Raw genomic sequence first — 19,860 nt, 5'->3', positions numbered from 1 at the left:
CGGGCCCGCCCCACCAAGCCGCGCAGGGCCGTACCGCGCCCCGCACCGCGACCTCTCACCGTGCTCTCGCACCGTGCCGGCGCTCACGCCGAGGACCGCGGGTGCCTAACGCCGGAGCGACGCGCCCAGGTCCACGGCCTCGATCGCCTTGCGGACGCGCTTGTCGGAGATCGAGTACGGCGTGCCGAGCGTCTGCGCGAAGTAGCTCACCCGCAGCTCCTCGATCATCCAGCGGATCTTCTGCACGTCCTCGTCGCGGCGCCGGGCCGGGGGCAGCTTCTCCAGCAGGTCGTGGTAGTCGTCCTCGACGTCGTGGACCTGGTGCATGCGCTGCTCGTCGCGGTAGGGGTCCTCCGGCAGCTTCTCCAGGCGCCGCTCGGCCGCCCTCAGGTAGCGGAGCAGGTCGGCCAGGCGGCCGTACCCCGTGGCGGTCACGAAGCCCGGGTAGACCAGGCCCGCCACCTGGTCGCGGACGTCCTCCACGGCGGGCGTGGAGCGGGCCCCGTCCAGCCGGGCGCAGACGGCGTGCCAGACCGCCAGGACGCTCTCGACCCGGGCGACGACCTCCTCGGTGGTGTCGAACAGCTCGGCGCGGACTCTGTCGCGCAGCGCGGCGAAGCCCGCCTCGTCCCAGACCGGCCCCCCGTTCTCGGCGATCAGCTTGTCGGCGGCGCAGGAGACGCAGTCGTCGAACAGCGCCACGGCCCCGGCGTGCGGGCTCCGGCTCAGCGTCAGCTTGGCCTGGTTGCCCAGCCCGCCGAGGATCTGCTTGGCCGGGGACGGGATGTTCAGCAGCAGCAGCCTGCGGGTCCCCTCCCACATGGCGCGGCGCTGCTCGGCCTCGGTCTCGAACAGCCGCACGGCCACGCTGGAGCCCTCGTCGGCCAGCGCCGGATAGGCCTTCATCTTCCGCTGCTCGAAGGTCTTCGGCAGCTCGCCGAGGCTCCACTCGGTCAGGCCCGCCCGCTCCATGCCGGCGGCCTTGGTGAGGGTCTGCCGGAGCCGGGGGGCCAGCTTCCGCTTGAGCTCGGCGAGGTCCTTGCTCTCGGCGAGCTTCTTCTTCCGGCCGTCGACCACCCGGAAGGTGATCTTCAGGTGGTCGGGGACCTGGTCGAGCTGCCAGGCCTCCCGCGGCACCTGGATCCCGGTCAGCCGCAGCAGCTCCCGCTCCAGCACCGCCAGCAGCGGCTCCTGGGTGGGCTCGGCCCGCGCGAGGACCTGCTTGGCGTAGTTGGGGGCGGGCACGAAGTTGCGCCGGAGGTTCTTGGGCAGGGAGCGGATCAGCGCGGTGAGCAGTTCCTCGCGCAGGCCGGGGATCTGCCAGTCGAAGCCGTCGGCGTTGACCTGGTTGAGCAGGGAGAGCGGGATGTGCGCGGTGACGCCGTCGGCGTCCGCGCCGGGCTCGAACTGGTAGGTCAGCGGGAAGCGCAGGCCGCCCTGGCGCCAGACGTCGGGGTAGTCGCGCTGGCTGACGTCCCCGGCCGCCTCGCTGATCAGCATCGACTTCTCGAAGTTGAGCAGGTCGGGGTCGGCCAGCCTGGCCTTCTTCCACCAGGAGTCGAAGTGCCGGCCGGAGACGACCTCCTGCCCGACCCGCTGGTCGTAGAAGTCGAAGAGGGTCTCGTCGTCGACGAGGATGTCGCGCCGGCGGGCGCGCTCCTCCAGCTCGCCGACCTCCTCCAGCAGCCTGCGGTTGGCGGCGAAGAAGGCGTGGTGGGTCTCCCAGTCGCCCTCGACCAGGGCGTGCCGGATGAACAGCTCGCGGCTCAGCTCGGGGTCGATGCGGCCGTAGTTGACCTTCCGCTGGGCCACGATCGGCACGCCGTACAGGGTGACCTTCTCGTAGCCGATGACGGCGGCCTGCTTCTTCTCCCAGTGCGGCTCGGAGTAGGTGCGCTTGACCAGGTGCCCGGCGAGCGGCTCGATCCACTCGGGCTCGATCTTCGCGTTGACCCGGGCCCAGAGCCGGGAGGTCTCCACCAGCTCGGCGGACATCACCCACAGCGGCTGCTTCTTCGCCAGCGCCGAGCCGGGGAAGATCGCGAAGCGGGCGCCGCGGGCCCCGACGTACTCGGTGACGGGACGGCGCGGGCCGTCGGAGGTGGTCTTCTTGTCGATGTCCTTGACGCCGACGTGGGAGAGCAGGCCGGACAGCAGGGAGGTGTGGATCTTCTGCGGGTCGCCGGGCACGCTGTTCAGCGTGACACCGAGGGACTTCGACATCTGGCGGAGCTGGCTGTAGACGTCCTGCCACTCGCGCACCCGCAGGTAGTTGAGGAACTCCGCCCGGCACAGCCGCCGGAACGCGCCGGACGACAGCTCCTTCTGCCGCTCCTGCAGGTGGTCCCAGAGGTTGAGGTAGGTCAGGAAGTCCGACTCGGGCTCCGCGAAGCGGCGGTGCATCTCGTCGGCGGCCTGCTGCTTGTCGGCCGGTCGCTCACGCGGGTCCTGGATGGAGAGCGCGGCGGCGATGACCATGACCTCGCGCACGCAGCCGTTGTGGTCGGCCTCCAGCACCATGCGGGCCAGGCGCGGGTCGACCGGCAGTCCGGCGAGCTTGCGGCCGAGCGGGGTGATGCGCTTGTCGGCGTCGAACGCGCCGAGCTCGACCAGCAGGTCGAAGCCGTCCTTGACCTGGCGCCGGTCCGGCGGCTCGACGAACGGGAAGGCGTCGATGTCGCCCAGGCCGATGGAGGTCATCTGCAGGATGACCGAGGCGAGGTTGGTGCGCAGGATCTCCGGGTCGGTGAACTCCGGCCGGGAGAGGAAGTCCTCCTCGCCGTAGAGGCGGATGCACACGCCCTCGGAGACGCGGCCGCAGCGGCCCTTGCGCTGGTTGGCCGAGGCCTGCGAGACCGGCTCGATGGGCAGGCGCTGGACCTTGGTCCGGTGGCTGTAGCGGGAGATGCGGGCGAAGCCGGTGTCCACCACGTATTTGATGCCGGGGACGGTCAGCGAGGTCTCGGCCACGTTGGTGGAGAGCACGACCCGGCGGCCGGAGTGCCGCTGGAAGACCCGGTGCTGCTCGGCGGCCGACAGGCGCGCGTACAGCGGGAGGACCTCGACGTCCTTGCGTTTGGACAGGGCGTCGGCGGTGTCGCGGATCTCCCGCTCGCCGCTGAGGAAGACCAGGATGTCGCCGGGCCCCTCCGCGCACAGCTCGTCCACCGCGTCGCCGATGGACTGGATCTGGTCGTCGTCCTCCTCGACCGGCCGGTAGCGGACCTCGACCGGGTAGGTCCGTCCGGAGACCTCCACGATCGGGGCGTCGCCGAAGTGCCGGGAGAAGCGCTCCGGGTCGATGGTCGCCGAGGTGATGATCACCTTCAGGTCGGGGCGCCGCGGCAGGAGCTGCTTGAGGTAGCCGAGGATGAAGTCGATGTTGAGGCTGCGCTCGTGCGCCTCGTCGATGATCAGCGTGTCGTACTGGGCGAGCTCGCGGTCGCCCTGCAGCTCGGCCAGGAGGATGCCGTCGGTCATGACCTTGACGAGCGTGCCGTCGCTCACCTGGTCGGTGAAGCGCACCTTGTAGCCGACCGCCTCGCCGAGCTGGGTGCCGAGCTCCTCGGCCACACGCTCGGCCACGGTCCGGGCGGCGATCCGGCGGGGCTGGGTGTGCCCGATCAGGCCCTTGACGCCCCGGCCCAGCTCCAGGCAGATCTTCGGCAGCTGGGTGGTCTTGCCCGAGCCGGTCTCACCGGCGACGATCACGACCTGGTGGTCGCGGATCGCCTCCAGGATGTCGTCTCTGCGCCGGCTGACCGGGAGCGTCTCCGGGTAGGTCACCTCCGGCACGCCCGCCCGCCGTACGGCGATGCGCTGCTCGGCCCGCTCGATGTCGGCGGCGATGTCGGCGGCGATCTTCTCCTGTGCGGCGCGGTTCCTGACCTTGCGGGCGCCGTCGAGCCGCCGCCCCAGCCGCCGCTGGTCGCGGAGCGTCAGCTCGGGCAGGCGGGTACGGAGGTCGGCGAGCGGAGATGTCACAGGAGGCGTTCCCATATGCGGTGAGGATACTTTCGGGCCCTTTGCGTCAGGAGCCAGGCCTTACGCCAGGAGCCAACCGTCCATGGTGCCTGACATGTTCCCCGGGCGCATCTCGATATCCGTCCGGCTCCCGGCAGGAGGGCCCCGGCGGAGCTCCGGGAGGAACGCGGAGGCCGGGGCCGCGGGCGCCGGCCGCCCCGGGAGGGAAACTGAGGCCGGGTGCCCCCGGGAACGGCGGCGGCCCCGCCGCCCCCTGGTGGGGGGCGGCGGGGCCGGTCGGGGACCGGGAGGCCTCGGGCCTCAGGCGGTCACTACTGGATGGGCGGGTAGGCGTTCCGCAGCAGCTCCTGGAACTGGGCGGAGAACCACTGCCCGGAGATCGGGGCGTCCGGCAGCGCGCCGCTCTTGTTGAACTTGTTTCGCTCGTTGCCCTCGTAGGTCGGGTCGCACATCCGGTCGAAGCCCTTGCCCTCGTTGTTCGGGATCTCCTTGCTGGAGCCGTCGGACTCGCCCGGCGGCTTGATCCAGACGTAGGCGTCGATTCCCGGCTCGGGGCTGGCCTGCGGACGCTCGCCGAGGCCGGCGCCGGACTGGTTGCACCAGTTGCCGGCGTGGAGGCGGCGGTCGACGCGGGACTGGTTGACGAACTCGTCCACGTTGAGGGAGGTGCTGGCCTTGGTGGGCCGGTTCGGGCCGCCCCAGCCGTTGCGGGAGGTGTCGATGATCATGCCGATGTTCGACTTGAACCCGCGCCGGATCAGCTCCTGCCGGAAGGCCTGGGCGAAGGAGAGCTCGTCCGCGTAGAAGTTCCAGTCGAGCCACTTGGACTGGCGGACGGTCTGGCCGTTGACGTTGGTGCTCGCGCTGAAGAAGGGCTCCTTCAGCGCCGAGTAGTTGGCGGTGTTGGTGATGAAGCCGTCGACGCTGTCGAAGCCCTTGGCGGTGCCGGCGACGGTGGTGGCGAACAGCTCGGCGGAGGGGCCGAAGTTCGTGTCCCAGCCCAGCCAGCCGTGGTGGCCGGCGTCGACGTAGTTGTAGACGTTCGGGATGGCGTGCAGCTTGTCCAGGGCGTAGCGGACGCCGTCGACGTAGGCGCCGCTGTTCTTGGCCTCCTGGCACTTCTCCAGGTTGAGGTTGGTGACCAGGTTGGGCAGCGAGTCGATCTCGATGATCGACACGATGCGCAGCGCCGCGTACTTCGGATCGTCCATGATGTCGGCGATCGGGTCGATGTACTCGGTCTTGTAGCGGTTCAGGCCGTTTTCGGCGATCTTCAGCTCACCGTTGGAGGCCAGCGCGGAGCAGTCGCGGTTGGGCAGGTTGTAGATGACGATCTGGATCGTCAGCGGCTTGCTCCCGTTGGCCGCGTCCTGCCGGACGGCCTCGTCGAGGTGCTCGCGCAGCCCCATGGCGGAGCCGGCGCCCTCGATGGCGGCGATGCGGTCCAGCCACACGCCGGTCGAGATGTCCGCCACCGCGTCGCCGCCGGGCTCGGCGGCGGCCTTGGCCGACCAGTCGGGGTTCACGTAGCCGGTGGCGCCGTCGTACGGGTTGTCCACGTGCTCGCCGACCGGCGGCGTGTCGCCGTCGTTGTCCTCCTCGGTCGCGGTGACCGTGGCGCCGGTGTGGCCGGAGGCGGCGGCCGTGATGGTCGCGGTGCCGTTCGCCTCGTCGGAGTCCTCGGCCGCGGAGACCGTCACGTTCTGCGCGGTGTTCCAGTTGGAGGCGGTGAAGGTCAGCGTGGCCGGCCGGATGGTGAGGTCGGAGTCACCGGTCTTGCTCAGGTTGACCGTGACGTTGCCCGACGGGGCCTTGCCGAGCTTGAAGCCGACGGTCTTGCTGCCGCCCTCGGGCACGCTGACCGAGGTGGCGGAGGCCACGATCGACGCGGTGCCGGTGTCGCCGCCCACGGTGAACGGGACCGCGGCGCTCTCCTTGCTCAGCACCGGGCTGCCGTTGTCGTAGGCCTTGGCCGTGGCGGTGTGGGAGCCCGCGGCCAGCCCGGTGGCGGAGTGGGTGTAGGGGGCGCTGGTGTCGGTGCCGACGAGCGTGCCGTCGACGTAGAACTCGACCTTGCCGACCTCGCCGTCGTCGGAGGCCGTGGCGGCCAGCGGCACGGCCGCGCCCGCGGCGTGCGTGGAGCCGCTCGCCGGGCTGGTCAGGCTGACGGTGGGAGCCTGGTTCCCGGGTGTGCCGCCGTTGCAGGCCACGCCGTTGACCGTGAAGTCGGTCGGCTTGGGGTTGGAGCCGCTCCACGAGCCGTTGAACCCGACGCTGGTGGAGGCCCCCGTGCCGAGCTTGCCGTTCCAGTCGAGGTTCTTGGCGGTGACCTTGGCGCCTTCCTGGGCCCAGGTGGCCGACCAGCCCTGCTGGAGCTTCTGGCCACCGGTGAAGGTGAAGCCGAGGGTCCAGCCGTCCAGCGCGTCACCGAGGTTCTTGATGGTGACGTTGGCGGTGAAACCGCCCTGCCAGTCGTTGGTCGAGTAGGCGACGTCGCAGGCGACCGCCGCGTGGGCGGTCGTGGCCTGGCCGGTGGCCAGACCCGCGGCGGCCACCAGGAGAGCCGCCGTGGTCGCGGCCCGGCTCCGCCAGGCGCGGCGGCGCGGATGATCTCTCATGTCATCTCCAGACGAGGGGTGGGAGCGCTCCCATCGTCCGGATGTTTCCGGGATGTGTACAGCATGTTGCGCGGACGGGGCCCTCCGGTGACGCCGTTCCCCTCCGTGACCTCAGCGGATGCCGTTCCGGTCCGATGAAAGTTTCAGCACGGGCCGCCGGGCGTCCCCGCGCGCGCTCAGCCGCCCGGGAAGTCCGGCAGCCGGTACCAGCCCGCGAAGTCCCCGCGAACGACCAGGTCACCCGCCGGGGAACGGGATCCGGGAGCCGAGGACTCCCCCCGGGCCACGAGCTTGATCGAAGGGCGCGGCCCGCCGGCGCGGCGGGACCGGGTGTCCGGGAACGCCCGCACGCCCCCGCGCGCCCGCTCCCCGGCCCACCGGGCCGAGACCACCCGGAAGACGACCACGGTCCCGTCCTGGCGCACCACCGCCACGGTGTCGTCCGGCTTGACCTCGGGCAGCCGGGCGAACACCCCGGGGCCGGCCTCCTCCGCACCGAGACGCCCGAAGACGACCGACCGCCCCGGCACGCCCGGAGCCGGGCTCCGGGGATCCCAGCCCGCGATCCCGGCCGCCGGCCGGAGCCGCGGCGCACCCGGGATCCCGCCTCCGGAGAAGATCCCGTCCGGAGCCGCACCCCCCGGACCCCCGCCTCCGGGGAGAACGCCACCCGGAGCCGTGCCTCCCGGACCCCCGCCTCCGGAGAAGATCCCGCCCGGAGCCGCACCCGCCGGGCCGCCGGCCGGCGCGCCGCCCTCCAGGAGGTCTCCCCTGGCCACCGGCACGTCCACTCCGGCGCGCGGCACCGCGATCGCCACCGGCTCGGACGCGCCGGGCCTTCCCGGCAGCGGAGCCGGCCACCCCCGCCCCTGGCCGGCCGGCCGCGCGCCGGGCGGCCGCGCCCCCGGGGCCGTCACCGGGAAGAGCTCGGAGAACTGAGGGCCCGCCCCGTTGAACCGGGGCCCTCCGCCGCCTCCGCCGTACCCCCTGCTGCCCACCGCCAGGATGAGGACGAGCGCCACCGCCCAGGGAAGGGCCCAGTTCGTGTCCGTCGACTGCGTCACGTCTTCCGTCCCCGCCATATGTGATCTTGCTGTCCCCCGGCTACATACCCGTGGGGGTGCGGACCGCCCGCCAAGGGTGGTCAAAATCCAGGCGGCCTTTCGGGCACGTCCCGCAGCACGCCCGAGGTCACCTGCTCAGGCCGTGGCAGGGACCGCAGGACCACGGACGCACCGCCGCAGGACGCACGAGGCGGGACCGGGGGATCACAGGCAGGGGCGTGCGGTCACAGATGCGCCGCCGCCATGGCGGCGCCGACGATCCCGGCCTCGTTGCGCAGCGCGGCCGGGACGACCCGGGAGCGCACACTGATCTTCGGCAGGAACTTGTCGGACTTCTTGCTGACCCCGCCGCCGATGACGATCAGCGAGGGGGAGAACAGCATCTCGACGTGGCGGAGGTACTCCTCGACCCGCTCGGCCCACTGGTCCCAGCTCAGGTCGTGGCGCTCGCGGGCGCCGTCGGAGGCGCGCCGCTCGGCGTCCTTGCCGCGGATCTCCAGGTGGCCCAGTTCGGTGTTGGGCACCAGCCGGCCGTCGGCGAACAGCGCGCTGCCGATCCCGGTGCCGAAGGTCAGCATCAGCACGACCCCCGGCTCGCCCTTGGCCGCCCCCACCTCCACCTCGGCCAGCCCGGCCGCGTCGGCGTCGTTGAGCACCGTCACCGGCTGCCCGGTCACCGCCGAGAACAGCCCGCGCGCGTCCGTCCCGATCCACCGCGCGTCCACGTTCGCGGCCGTCATGGTGGTCCCGTCCAGCACCACTCCGGGGAAGGTGATCCCGATCGGTCCGGTCCAGGCGAAATGCCGGGCGATCTGCCCGACCACCTCGCCGACCGCCTCGGGCCCGGCGGGGTCCGGGGTCGGGATGCGCAGCCGCTCCTCGGTCAGCTCGCCCTTCTCCACGTCCACCGGGGCGCCCTTGATCCCCGATCCGCCGATGTCGATTCCCAGCACTCGCATGGCATCCTCCTCGGTGCGGCCCCTACCCGTGGGGGCCGCGAAATCGCGTCCCGGACCGCCTGCTCAGGCGAGCTGGGCGCCCTGCAGCCCGGCGTACAGGCCGCGTAGCCCCATCAGTTCCCCGTGCGAGCCGACCTCCTCGACGCGTCCGTCGCGCATGACCACGATGCGGTCGGCGCCGCGCACGGTCGAGAGCCGGTGGGCGACGACGAAGACCGTACGGCCCGCGACCAGCCGGGCCAGCGCCTGCTGCACCAGCGCCTCGGACCGGGTGTCCAGGGCGGAGGTCGCCTCGTCCAGGATCAGCACCCGCGGGTCGCGGATGAGCGCGCGGGCGATGGCCAGGCGCTGCTTCTGCCCGCCCGACAGGCGGGCGCCGCGCTCCCCCACCATGGTGTCGAGCCCGTCGGGCAGGCGGTCGATGAACTCCAGCGCGTTGGCGTCCCGCAGCGCCTGCCGTACCCGCTCCTCACTGACGCCGGACAGGCCGTAGGTGACGTTCTCCCGGATGCTGCCCTCGAACAGGATGCACTCCTGGGGCACGACCGACAGGAACCTGCGGTAGCTGCGCAGGTCGATCTCCTCCATGTCCCGGCCGTCGAGCAGGATCCGCCCGGAGGTGGGCCGCAGGAAGCCGATGACGAGGCTCAGCACGGTGGACTTGCCCGCTCCGGACGGCCCGACCAGCGCGATCGTCTCGCCGGGGGTCACCTTCAGCGTGAACCCGGAGACGGCGGGCGCCTGTCCGCCCTCCTCGCCGCGGTCGCCGTAGGAGAAGGTGACGTCGCGGAACTCCACCTCGCCCCGGACGGAGTCCACCGTGGCCTTGCCCGCGTTCTGCTCCAGGTCGGGCGCCTGGAGCACCTCGCCGACCGAGCGCACCGACGCCAGCCCCTTGCTGATCACCGGGGTCAGGCTGAGCAGCGAGGTGACCGCCGAGGTGAGGGTGGCGAAGAAGGTGCTCAGCATGAACACGTCCCCCGCCGTGATCGGGATGACCTGGTAGTAGGCGACGAACGCGGCCCCGGCCAGCACGGCCGCGCCGAGCGCGTTGAGCAGGATCCAGGCCAGCGCGCCGAAGCTGCCGTTGAGCAGGTCGAGCCGGAGCCCCTTGCGCAGCACCCGGGTCAGCGTGCCGTCCACCCGGTGCAGCGCGTCCTGCTCCAGGCCGTGCGCGCGGGTGATCGGGATCAGCGTGGTCATCTCGCTGACCCGCGCGGAGAGCCGCTCCACCTCGCGGCGGAAGCTCTCGTTGTCGTCCCGCAGGCGGGTGCGGAGCTTCATGACCAGGAGCGCCGCGGCGGGCACGACCACCAGGAAGACCGGCAGGGCCGCGGGCACCTGGACCGCGATCACCACCAGTCCCCCGGCCAGCGTGGTCAGCGCCGACAGCCCCATGTCGCTCGTCTGCTGGGTGGTCTGCTCGATGTTCTCGACGTCGCGGATGACCTTCGTCTGGAGCACGGCGGCGCTGACCCGCGAGTGGTAGCCGATGGACAGGTGCTGCATGCGGCGGCAGAGCGCCGAGCGCAGGTCCGTGCCCACCCGCCGGATCGCGCCGTGCAGGCAGCGGACGTAGGCCAGGTGCAGGGGGTAGTTGAGCAGCAGCAGGGCCAGCAGCACCGCGGCGTTGGCCCACAGCTGCGTGATCGGGCGCCGCTCGACCACGACGTTCACGATGTTGCCGGTGATCAGCGGCAGGATCCAGACCGGGCTGTGTTTGACCAGGAAGGCGAGGACGGCGGCGACCAGCCGGAGGCGGTCCCGCCGGAAGAGGTAGACGAGTGTGCGGACGGGGTGCTCACCCCGGTAACGATGATCGAGAGCACCTGCCACGAATCCCCCAAATCCCCCAAGCAAGGATAGATCTCGCCATCATCCTTCCTCATGGGGATTTCCCGGACATCCCACCCCCACGCACGGCCGCGGAGCGGCGCGCTCCGGGAGTGCGGGCGGGAGCGGGCCCGCACAGGCCGAGGCGCGCCGACACAGGCCGGTGCGGGCCGACACAGGCCGGTGCGGGCCGTACGGCCGGCGCCTCAGATCGTGTACGGCCGGGCGGCGCGGGCCTCCCGGAGCGCGGTCCCCCACCAGATGAGCTGGTCCAGCAGCACCTTGGCCGCGCCGTTGACGCCCGCGGAGTCCAGCGGCTCGCCCCGCTCGTCGAAGCGGGTCTCCACCCGGTGGAAGCTCACCGTGTCCCGCAGGGTCACCACGTGCAGCTCGGCGAAGACCAGCCGGAGCTGCTCGACGGCCCGCAGGCCGCCGGACTGCCCGCCGTACGAGACGAAGCCGGCCGGCTTGGCGGCCCACTCCCGGCGGACCGCGTCGATGGCGAGCTTGAGGGCGGCCGGGTAGGCGTGGTTGTACTCGGGGGTGATCACCACGAAGCCGTCGGCGGCGCCGATCCGGGCGGCGAGCGAGCGGGTGGCCTCGTCGGCCACGGCGTCGGAGGAGCGGGGGTGGAGCGGCGGGAGCGGGACGCGGTTGAGGTCGATCACGTCCAGCCGGAGGTCGTCGCGCCGCTCGGCCTGCCCGAGGAACCACCGGGCCACGTTCGCGCCGGAGCGGCCCTCCGGGCTGGTGGCGGTGATCACTGCGACATCGAGCATGGCGGTCTCCTGGCGGTGCGGTGTTCCGTCCGCCAGGATGCATCCTCAAGCACACTTGAGGTCAAATCGACCGTATCCGCCCGGAGCCGTCACCGGGCCCCGGAAGCCTCACCCCGCCTCGGTGACCTTCCCGGCCTCGACGTGCAGGTGCCGGGTGGTGTGCACGGCGTCGAGCATGCGGCGGTCGTGGGTGACCAGCAGGAGCGTGCCCGGGTAGGAGGCCAGCGCCGACTCCAGCTGCTCGATGGCGGGCAGGTCCAGGTGGTTGGTGGGCTCGTCGAGGACGAGCAGGTTCACCCCGCGCGCCTGGAGCAGGGCGAGCGCGGCCCGGGTCCGCTCCCCCGGCGAGAGCGTGGCGGCGGGCCGGAGCACGTGGGCCGCGCGCAGGCCGAACTTGGCCAGCAGCGTGCGCGCGTCGGCCGGGGGCACGTCCCCGGCGGCCGACCGGAAGGCCTCCATCAGGGGCTCGGCCGAGTCGAAGAGCCCGCGGGCCTGGTCCACCTCGCCGACGACGACGCCGGGCCCGAGGGAGGAGTGGCCCTCCGCGAGCGGGATCCGGCCGAGCAGCGCGCCCAGCAGCGTGGTCTTGCCCGAGCCGTTGGCCCCGGTGATCGCCACCCGCTCGGCCCAGCCGATCTGCAGGTCCACCGGGCCGAGGGTGAACGCGCCGCGCCGCACGACGGCCTCGCGCAGCGTCGCGACGACCGCCCCGGCCCGGGGCGCCGCGGCGATCTCCATGCGCAGCTCCCACTCCTTTCGGGGCTCCTCGACAACCTCCAGCCGCTCGATCAGCCGCTCGGTCTGACGGGCCTTGGCGGCCTGCTTCTCGGTCGTCTCGACGCGGGCGTTGCGGCCGATCTTGTCGTTGTCGCTCATCTTGCGCCGGGCGTTCTTGACCCCCTTCTCCATCCAGTTGCGCTGGGTCAGGGCGCGGGCCTTGAGCTCGGCGACGGTCCCGGCGTACTCCTCGTACTGCTCGCGGGCGTGCCGGCGGGCGGTCTCGCGCTCGGCGAGGTAGGCCTCGTAGCCGCCGCCGTAGGCGCGCACCTGCTGCTGGGCGAGGTCGAGCTCGACGATCCGGTTCGCGGTCCGGGCCAGGAACTCGCGGTCGTGGCTGACCAGGACCGTGCCGGCCCGCAGCCCGGTGACGAAGCGTTCGAGCCGCTCCAGGCCGTCCAGGTCGAGGTCGTTGGTGGGCTCGTCGAGGAGGAAGACGTCGTAGCGGCTGAGCAGCAGGGAGGCCATCCCCGCCCGGGCGGCCTGGCCGCCGGACAGGGCCGTCATCGGCCGGTCGAGCTCCACCGCCAGGCCGAGCTCGGCGGCGACCGCCTCGGCCCGCTCCTCCAGGTCGGCGCCGCCCAGGGCCAGCCACCGCTCGAGGGCGGCGGCGTAGGCGTCGTCGGCGCCGGCGCGCCCCTCGACCAGCCCCTCGGTGGCGGCGTCCAGGGCGCGCTGCGCGTCGGCCACCCCGGTGCGCCGGGCCAGGAACGCCGTGACCGTCTCATCGGCACGGCGCTCGCGCTCCTGCGGCAGGTAGCCGACCGTGGCGGTGGGCGGGCTGAGCCGTACCGAGCCGTTCTCGGGCGGGAGCAGGCCCGCCAGGATGCGCAGCAAGGTGGACTTCCCGGCCCCGTTCACCCCGACCAGGCCGATGACGTCACCGGGGGCGACGACCAGGTCCAGTCCGGAGAACAGGGCACGGTCGCCGTGCCCGGCGGCGAGGTCCTTGACGACGACGGTGGCGCTCATGGGGGAACGCTATCGGCCTCCCGCGCGCACGCCGAACGGTCATCCCGGTGGGACGCAGACCATATTCCCGGCAAATCGGACAGCTTGCGGATTTTTTTCCGTCCAGCGCCCCGGCGCCACAAGACGTGATCGACCTGCGGACGCGCGACCAGATCGTGATCTAAAAGATACTTGACGTCCGTTTGACGATGGCTTTGAACCGCCCGCCCCGGCGCATCCGTGTGTTGACCGAGTGGAGGCGGTAACCCCGAGCACCGCCTCCGACAGCAACGGGGAAAGGAACGAAATGCTCAAGAAGATCGCTGCGGGTGCCCTCGCCACGGCTGCGGGCGCCTCTCTCGTCGTCACCATGGGGGCCGGTACGGCCACCGCGACCGCCACGACGGCCGGCCTGGACGTGGACATCACCGAGGTCAGCCCGAACCCCGTCGTGGTCCGCGGCGACCGCGACGCGACGGTCACCATCGAGGTCCGCGCCATCGACGCGGAGAAGGTCGAGCTCCTGCTCCGGCCGGACACCGACGCCCCCCACACCCTCAAGGCGAAGGAGCCGAAGCTCGTCCGCGAGGGCAAGCTGTGGCGCTTCGTCACCACCTTCGACAAGTCCGACTACCGCGGCCGCTGGATCGCGACCGCCAACGCCTACGCCAAGGACGGCAAGGAGCCGGCGGCGACCGACACGGCCGGCTTCAGCGTCAAGCACGCGCGGCCGCACGTGCGGAAGGCCGACACCCGCCTGGTCGGCTTCAACGCCTCCCCGGAGCCGGTCCGCAAGGGCCGCACGATCTACTTCTCCGGGCGGCTGGAAGCCCGCCAGCACTGGAACTGGCGCGGTGTGCGGGACGAGGAGGTGGACGTCTACTTCCGCTCCAGCCGCTCCAGCGCGTGGAAGTACGTGACCTCCGCCGACACCCGGTGGGACGGCAGGTTCAGCGCCAAGACCCGCGCCCACCGGAGCGGTGAGTTCCGCGCCGTCTTCGACGGCGACCGGAGGCTCGACGACAGCTCCAGCAACCGCGACTGGGTTCACGTCAGGTCCTGGCGCCGCTGACGGGCCGCACCGGCCGCTCCCGGGCGGCCCGGCCCACCGGCGCGTCACCCCGGATCCGCCCCCGTGGCGGCCTTCCGGGGTGACGCGACCGGCGCGGTGACCGCCTGTGGCGGATGACGCGATCGGGAAGCCGGCCTCCTGCCGAGGGGGCCGGCTTCCTGCGTCCTGTGGTTGCCCGCCTCTCCTGAGGGCAGTGGAGCGCGGCACATGATCCGCTGAGGAGAGGCGAGACGATGACGTCCGGTGACTTCTACGACTACTTCGACCTGCTCGACGAGCAGGAGCGGGAGACCGTGCTGCGGGTGCGGGAGTTCATGGCCGACCAGGTCGCGCCGGTGGCCGACGAGGCCTGGACCAACGCCCGTTTCCCGCACCATCTGATCCCGGAGCTGGCCAAGCTGGACATCGCGGGCCTGCCGTACCGGGGGGCGCGGAGCCTGCTGACCGGGTTCGTCGTGCTGGAGATGAACCGGGTCGACCCGTCGATCGGGACGTTCTTCGGCGTGCACAACGGGCTGGCGATGGGGAGCATCGCCCGGCTGGGCTCACCGGAGCAGCGGGAGCGGTGGCTGCCGCCGATGGCCGACCTGGAGAAGATCGGGGCCTTCGCCCTGACCGAGCCGGACGGCGGGTCCGACGTCGCCGCGGGGCTGCGCACGACCGCCCGGCGCGAGGGCGACACCTGGGTGCTCAACGGGGCGAAGCGGTGGATCGGCAACGCGACCTTCGCCGACCTGGTCGTGGTCTGGGCCAAGGACGAGGCCGACGGCCAGGTCAAGGGCTTCGTGGTGGAGAAGGGCACGCCCGGCTTCTCCGCCACCAGGATCGAGAACAAGATCGCCCTGCGCACGGTGCAGAACGCCGACATCACGCTGACCAACTGCCTGGTGCCGGAGACGAACCGGCTGCAGGGGGCGAACACCTTCCGCGACACCGCCGCCATCCTCCGGCAGACCCGGGGCGGGGTCGCCTGGCAGGCGGTGGGGTGCATGATGGGCGCCTACGAGACCGCGCTGGCCTACGCCAGGGAGCGGCAGCAGTTCGGCCGGCCGATCGCCGGCTTCCAGCTCGTGCAGGATCTGCTGGTCCGCATGCTCGGCAACGTCACCTGCTCGCTCGGCATGGTGGTGCGGCTGGCGCAGCTGCAGGACGCCGGCGTCTACAAGGACGAGCACTCGGCGATGGCCAAGGCCTTCTGCACGGCCCGCATGCGCGAGGCCGTGGGCTGGGGCCGCGAGATCATGGGCGGCAACGGGATCGTCCTCGACTACGGCATGGGCCGCTTCGTGGCGGACTCGGAGGCGATCTACTCCTACGAGGGCACGCGCGAGATCAACAGCCTGATCGTGGGGCGCGCGATCACCGGGGTCGGGGCCTTCGTCTGAGGATTCGGGCACGCGGTCCGGGCACGCGCGAGGGACGGTGCGACCGGGCTCGCGCCCGGTGCGCCGCCGCCGCGCCCCGTGCCCTGTGCTCGGCCGGTGCGCCGCCTGGTCAGGACGACGGGCCCATGTCCGGTGCGGGAGTCCCGGACCGCTCCTCGTCCTCCCCCTCCGGGGACTCCAGCGGAGGCGAGGGCGTGACCGGGTCCGCCGGGATCGGCCGGGCGGGGAAGTCCGTGTCGGCGCCCGAGCGCTCCGCCACCGTCCGGCTCTCGCCCACCGCGGCGTCCGGCGCGATGGGCGGCGCGTCGCTCTCCGGTGAGCGCCCGGCGCCCGGCTCCGGCTGCGAGGGCTCGGATGAGGACGTCTCGGCAGGATCGTGTTGCTCGCTCATACCGGCCCCCTCCCCGCAGAAGGGGGTGTCATGCCCTCCGGCGCGTCCGGATGCACCCGGAAGTCTCATCCACCGGCTCGTCCGGACGCGCCCGGGGGTGGTCAGCTGGGGCGGGCCTCGTGGCCGGGGCGGCCGCGCGTGCGGCGGCGCTCCTTCATCTCCGCCTCGTAGAGATGGCGGCGGCCTCCCGCCAGCTCGTTCCTGATCCGCTCCTCCAGCTCGAGGAAGCAGCGGCGGTAGCCGTCGTCGTAGTCCTCCACGATCTGGAAGGTCCACCGGCCCTCGATGACGTTGCGCCCGATCAGCTCGGCGGCGACGGCCTCGGCCTGCTTCTCGTGACCGGCCGCGCGCAGCAGCTCCACCGCCTCGTCGAGCATCAGGTCGGACCGGCCGGTCAGCTGGTGGAAGGCGTACAGGTGCCCGCGCGCCCGCTCGGCTGTCTCCAGCGCCTCGGACAGTTTGCCCAGGGCCTCGACGGTGGTGTCGTCGAGGCCCTCGGGCCTGCGGTGTGCCATGTCGGGGCGGTCGTCGCTCATGCAGGCGCGCTACCCTCGGCGGCGCGTGGTATTCCGTCCGGAGCCGCCACAGGCGGCGGCTCCGGACGGCGGCTCCGGACGGCGGCTCCGGACGGCGCGGAACCGCCGGATCTCCCGCGGCCGGCCCGCGCGACGGGTCAGCGCGTGGTGGCCTCGATGAGCTTGCGGCGCTGCTGGGCGCCGAGCCCGCCCAGGCGGCGGGCCTCGTCCACGTCGGCCCGCTCCATCAGCTGGGCCGCCTTCACGCTGCCCACGCCGGGCAGGGCCCGCAGCGCCTGGGAGACCTTGATGCGCTTGGCGATCTCGTCGTCCCGCTCGAGCAGCTCCTTGAAGGTGATCGCCCCGGACCTGACGTCGGCCAGCAGCTTGGCGCGGGCCGCCCGCGTCTCGGCCGCCTTGGCCAGGGCGGCCTGTCGCTGCTCGGGGGTGAGAGTGGGGAGAGCCACGTTTTACTCCTTCATCGATTGGGTTTGAGCATTCTGCTACCCATGTCGATCAGGGTATTCATTCTTTTTCCGGCAAGAACGCCGAATCCCGCGGCGGCCGCGAGAGACAGGACCGCCAACGCGGTCGGCCGCCACGGCCAGGCGGCGCCGGTCAGCTCCAGATGGGCCGCCGGGTACTCGGCGAACTTGGCTGTGGTGCGGGCCGTGGCCAGGTCGGCGTGGGCGGCCAGATCACGCAGCACACCGTCGAAGCCGGACTCCCCGGCCACCCGTCCCCGGTGCGGCAGCTCCATCTCCAGACCGCGTTCCGCCGCCCACGCGGCCAGGCGCGGACCGGCCTCCTCCGCGTGCCGCGCCCCCGGCACGACGAGCCGGTCCACGGCGGCGGTCCTGACTCCGGCGGGTTCGGCGAGCAGGATCATCCCGTGCCGCGTCCTGACCGTCCGGGTCCCGGCGACGGGGACCGTCCGGGCCGCGAAGGACGTACCGGAGTAGACCTCGAAGGCGGCGGCGGCGTCGATCTCGCCGACTCCCTCGGGCAGCCCGATCCCGACGGACGGGCGTCCCCACGGGAAGGCGGCGTTGAGCCCGTACGGCAGATCGGACAGGGTCAGGCCGTTGACCGGGATCTCCACCGGTCCCCGCGGGGACCAGCCCGGATAGGCCACCTCGCGGCCGACTCGCCCGGCCTCCGCGAGCCCGGCCAGTTCCTCCACCAGCCGCAGGGCGCCCACGATCCCCGAGGTCACTCCGGCGGTGGTGGTGACGGGGCCGTCCTGGACGTAGCGCAGCCCCCGCACCCAGCGCACCGCGGGGTCGGACTTCTCGAGCGCGCCGATCCGCTGCCAGAACGAGGTCGCGCGCCGGCCGTCCAGCACGCCGGCCGCGGCCAGCAGGTCCGATCCCGCGCACACTCCCAGGATCCGGGCGCCCCGGCCGGCCTGCCGGGCGATCCACTCGCGTGTCCGCGACTCCCGCGCTCCCCGGGGATCGGTCACCGCGGGCACCACGACCACGTCCGGCGCGGGCGCCGCGCGCGCCTCCACCTCGGCGAAGGTCCGGTCGGGCAGCGCGTGCAGGCCACCGGAGAGCGCCACCGGCTCCCTGGCGGCCGCCACCGTGTACACCGCGAAACGCGGCGAGCGGGCGAACACCTCGTACGGCGCGAGCACGTCCCCGGTCACCGAACCGGTCGCGCCGAGCACGACGGCGACGACCGTGCGTCCCGGCGGGACCGGGGCGGCCTGCGGCCACGGCTCCGGATGGGCCGCGCGCGGCGGGGACGGGTAGCTCTCAGCCATCGTGACGGCCACCCCCGCGGCGCCCGCCCCGGCCGCGACGGCGGCCGCCACCACGGTGCCGGACAGGACACCGAGCAGGGCTCGGACCGCGGCGCGGCGGCGCGGCACCGGAGACGGCGCCGCGGACGAGGCCGGGGACACCGGGGGCACCGGGGGCACTGGGGACATCGGGGGGATCGCGGGGATCGCGGGCATGGCTGGACTCCTCACGTCGCGATCACATCGCGGAGGGAAACAGAGGGGCACTGGGAGAAGCTGAGGGGAACGGAGGGGCACTGGGAGAAGCTGAGGGAAACGGAGGGGAACGGAGGGGAGAAGGGGACGGGCTCAGCAGGCGCCGGGCGGGGAAGCGACCGGCGCCTGGCGGGACGCCGACGGCGGCACGCCGTACCGGGCGGTGAAGAGCCGCCGGAAGTGGCGCGCGTCGCGGAAACCGCACCGAGCGGCCACCGCCTCGACGGTCAGATCGGTCTCGGCGAGCAGCCGCGCCGCGAGCTCCAGCCGGAGCCGCTGCCGGTACTCCAGGGGAGTGATCCCCACGGTGGCGGTGAAGGCCCGGCTCAGCCCGCGCGGCGACAGGTTCGCCACGGCGGCGAGCTCGGCGAGGGTGTGCGGGACGTCGAGGTGCTGGGCCAGATGGTCCTGCACCCGGTGGACCGCGGGGTGGAGATGCGCCCGGTGCTGGAGGAACGCGCTGATCTGCGTGTCGGTCCCGGCCCGGCGCAGGTAGACCACGAGCTGGCGGGCGACCGCCGCCGCGAGCGCCGGTCCGTGCTCCCGCTCGACCAGCGACAGCGCCAGGTCGATCCCGGTGGAGATGCCCGCGCTGGTGCTCACCGGTCCGTCGTGGACGTAGAGCACCGCGTCCTGCACCCGGGCGGCCGGATAGCGCCGCCGCATCGTCTCGATCAATGTCCAGTGGGTGGTGCAGCGGCGGCCGTCCAGCAGCCCGGCCTCGCCGAGCGCCGCCGCCCCGCTGCAGACCGAGGCGATCCGGGATCCCGCCCGGTGGGCGGAGCGCAGCCAGCGCACCGCCGTCCCGGGGACCAGGGGCCGTCCCGGCCCGGGCTCCCGCAGGCGGGGCCCCGGCACCAGGACCAGGTCGCCCGGCCCCGTCTCGGCGAGCGGTCCCAGCCCGGCGAACCTCAACCCCTGCGCCGACTCGACCTCCGGCGTGTCCGCGACGTACTCCACCCGGTACGGCGCCCCCAGGTGGGCCGCCGCGTCGAACACCTGCACCGGCCCGCCGAGGTCGAGGAGGTTCACCTCCGGCAGCACCAGCACGACCACCCTGCCGGTGCGCGTCCTGTCGTCCACGGCCCCCACGCTAGGCCGCGCCGTGCCGCCGCGGCAGGGCCGGACCGGTCCGGCGCCGGACGGATCAGGCACCGGCGTGTACGGCGGAGCCCGCCGGGTAGTGGATATTTCACTACATAGCGCATTGAGGTGGTAACGCATGGCAATGGTCACCCGTGACGACGTCCGCAGGCTGCTGGAGTCCCCGGACCCCGGCGCGACCCTGGTCCTGGTGGAGGGCAGGTGCGCCGTCCTGCCCGAGGAGCGGGCCGAGGGGCTCGTGCTCGCCAGCCGCCGCGATCTGGAGCCCGAACTCGCGGACGGCGGCCGGGACGACCAGAGGCTCGACCAGCTGGCCGACCGGTTGGACGGCATGGCGCGCGAGCTCGGCGGCTGAAGCCAGGCGGCCGAAGCCGGGCGCACGGTGGAGGGCCGAGCGCCCGGGTGGCGGACCGCGGAGCGGCGAGC

Annotated in this window: 15 protein-coding genes; 3 read left to right on the top strand and 12 right to left on the bottom strand. The window is 72.8% G+C overall.

Annotated features, from left to right (window positions below; all coding sequences use genetic code 11):
* Nucleotides 1-105 precede the first annotated feature (105 nt).
* From hrpA to ACFOWE_RS23280, 7 genes are all read right to left on the bottom strand, one after another.
* On the bottom strand, nt 106-3,999 hold the full coding sequence (gene hrpA, locus ACFOWE_RS23310; protein ID WP_377291218.1) for an ATP-dependent RNA helicase HrpA: 3,894 nt from the start codon (nt 3,997-3,999) through the stop codon (nt 106-108).
* A 296-nt stretch (nt 4,000-4,295) separates the two neighbouring features.
* A complete protein-coding gene (locus tag ACFOWE_RS23305; protein ID WP_377291216.1) occupies nt 4,296-6,602 on the bottom strand; it encodes a glycoside hydrolase family 6 protein in 2,307 nt (768 codons plus the stop codon).
* Nucleotides 6,603-6,778: 176 nt separating this feature from the next.
* Nucleotides 6,779-7,132: a hypothetical protein gene (locus ACFOWE_RS23300; RefSeq protein ID WP_377291214.1), complete on the bottom strand. Its 354-nt coding sequence runs from the start codon at nt 7,130-7,132 to the stop codon at nt 6,779-6,781.
* 758 nt (nt 7,133-7,890) lie between these two features.
* Nucleotides 7,891-8,625 carry a polyphosphate--glucose phosphotransferase gene (ppgK, locus tag ACFOWE_RS23295; protein ID WP_377291212.1) on the bottom strand — a complete coding sequence of 245 codons (735 nt, stop codon included), beginning with the start codon at nt 8,623-8,625 and terminating at the stop codon, nt 7,891-7,893.
* A gap of 63 nt (nt 8,626-8,688) precedes the next feature.
* A complete protein-coding gene (locus ACFOWE_RS23290) occupies nt 8,689-10,461 on the bottom strand; it encodes an ABC transporter ATP-binding protein (RefSeq protein WP_377291210.1) in 1,773 nt (590 codons plus the stop codon).
* 203 nt (nt 10,462-10,664) lie between these two features.
* Nucleotides 10,665-11,237: an NADPH-dependent FMN reductase gene (locus ACFOWE_RS23285; protein WP_377291208.1), complete on the bottom strand. Its 573-nt coding sequence runs from the start codon at nt 11,235-11,237 to the stop codon at nt 10,665-10,667.
* Between the two features lie 108 nt (nt 11,238-11,345).
* The gene (locus ACFOWE_RS23280; protein ID WP_377291206.1) at nt 11,346-12,986 is read right to left on the bottom strand and encodes an ABC-F family ATP-binding cassette domain-containing protein; all 1,641 of its coding nucleotides are present in this window, start codon (nt 12,984-12,986) and stop codon (nt 11,346-11,348) included.
* Between the two features lie 286 nt (nt 12,987-13,272).
* Here ACFOWE_RS23280 and ACFOWE_RS23275 point away from each other — a divergent pair, with 286 nt between their 5' ends.
* Nucleotides 13,273-14,037 (top strand): hypothetical protein, encoded by a 765-nt coding sequence (locus tag ACFOWE_RS23275; RefSeq protein ID WP_377291204.1) that lies wholly within the window; start codon nt 13,273-13,275, stop codon nt 14,035-14,037.
* Between the two features lie 233 nt (nt 14,038-14,270).
* Entirely contained in the window at nt 14,271-15,422 is a 1,152-nt protein-coding gene (locus tag ACFOWE_RS23270) for an acyl-CoA dehydrogenase family protein (RefSeq protein WP_377291202.1), read from the top strand.
* Between the two features lie 109 nt (nt 15,423-15,531).
* Here the strand turns inward: ACFOWE_RS23270 and ACFOWE_RS23265 are convergent, their stop codons facing one another.
* The 5 genes from ACFOWE_RS23265 to ACFOWE_RS23245 form a co-directional block, all read right to left on the bottom strand.
* Nucleotides 15,532-15,813 carry a hypothetical protein gene (locus tag ACFOWE_RS23265; protein ID WP_377291200.1) on the bottom strand — a complete coding sequence of 94 codons (282 nt, stop codon included), beginning with the start codon at nt 15,811-15,813 and terminating at the stop codon, nt 15,532-15,534.
* Between the two features lie 101 nt (nt 15,814-15,914).
* Nucleotides 15,915-16,349: a hypothetical protein gene (locus ACFOWE_RS23260; RefSeq protein WP_377291198.1), complete on the bottom strand. Its 435-nt coding sequence runs from the start codon at nt 16,347-16,349 to the stop codon at nt 15,915-15,917.
* A 137-nt stretch (nt 16,350-16,486) separates the two neighbouring features.
* Nucleotides 16,487-16,795 (bottom strand): integration host factor, actinobacterial type, encoded by a 309-nt coding sequence (mihF, locus tag ACFOWE_RS23255; RefSeq protein WP_377291196.1) that lies wholly within the window; start codon nt 16,793-16,795, stop codon nt 16,487-16,489.
* Between the two features lie 11 nt (nt 16,796-16,806).
* A complete protein-coding gene (locus tag ACFOWE_RS23250) occupies nt 16,807-18,291 on the bottom strand; it encodes a DJ-1/PfpI family protein (RefSeq protein WP_377291195.1) in 1,485 nt (494 codons plus the stop codon).
* A 132-nt stretch (nt 18,292-18,423) separates the two neighbouring features.
* Nucleotides 18,424-19,413 carry a GlxA family transcriptional regulator gene (locus ACFOWE_RS23245; RefSeq protein ID WP_377291193.1) on the bottom strand — a complete coding sequence of 330 codons (990 nt, stop codon included), beginning with the start codon at nt 19,411-19,413 and terminating at the stop codon, nt 18,424-18,426.
* Between the two features lie 139 nt (nt 19,414-19,552).
* Between ACFOWE_RS23245 and ACFOWE_RS23240 the strand changes: the two genes are divergently transcribed.
* Nucleotides 19,553-19,789: a hypothetical protein gene (locus ACFOWE_RS23240; protein WP_377291191.1), complete on the top strand. Its 237-nt coding sequence runs from the start codon at nt 19,553-19,555 to the stop codon at nt 19,787-19,789.
* Nucleotides 19,790-19,860: the final 71 nt, after the last annotated feature.

Origin of the sequence: Planomonospora corallina (genome assembly GCF_042650625.1) — a bacterium.
Classification (GTDB): Bacteria; Actinomycetota; Actinomycetes; order Streptosporangiales; family Streptosporangiaceae; genus Planomonospora_B; species Planomonospora_B corallina.
Note: the sequence above shows the minus strand (reverse complement) of the source record. Positions and strands in the feature narration are given on the sequence as shown.